This is a genomic window from Staphylococcus microti, from assembly GCF_000934465.1.
In the GTDB taxonomy this organism is placed as follows: domain Bacteria; phylum Bacillota; class Bacilli; order Staphylococcales; family Staphylococcaceae; genus Staphylococcus; species Staphylococcus microti.
In genome coordinates, this window is the sequence record NZ_JXWY01000140.1 from 1 (window position 1) to 401 (window position 401).

General features: G+C 31.2%; 1 protein-coding gene. It reads left to right on the forward strand.

Annotated elements, in window-relative coordinates; translation table 11 throughout:
- Positions 1–34 precede the first annotated feature (34 nt).
- A partial coding sequence (locus TP70_RS10585; RefSeq protein WP_053042497.1) for an IS3 family transposase occupies positions 35–401 on the forward strand: 367 nt, incomplete at its 3' end.

Here is a 401-nt window from a genome sequence, read left to right on the forward strand (position 1 = left end):
TCCGATAAGAAAAGCAAATCCATATAAACAAGCCATGAAGTATTCCACTGAACAACGTGTGAAAGATAACTTAGTGAAACGTCATTTCAAAATGGGTGGTCCTAAAACAATTTTTCTTACTGATATTACCTATTTGTGTTACGGGAAAGGTAAAACAGCCTATCTATCTACTATAAAAGATGCTTACACGAATCAAATACTTTCATATGAACTAAGTGATAGTTTGAAAGTAGACCTTGTATTAAATACTGTTTCAAAACTCGTAGAGAAACATAAAATTCCGAAAAATAAAAAATTAATTATTCACTCAGACCAAGGGATTCACTATACATGTACATCATTTCAAGCATTAGTTAACACAAGTGGTTTAAAACAATCAATGTCTAGGAAAGGAAACTGTT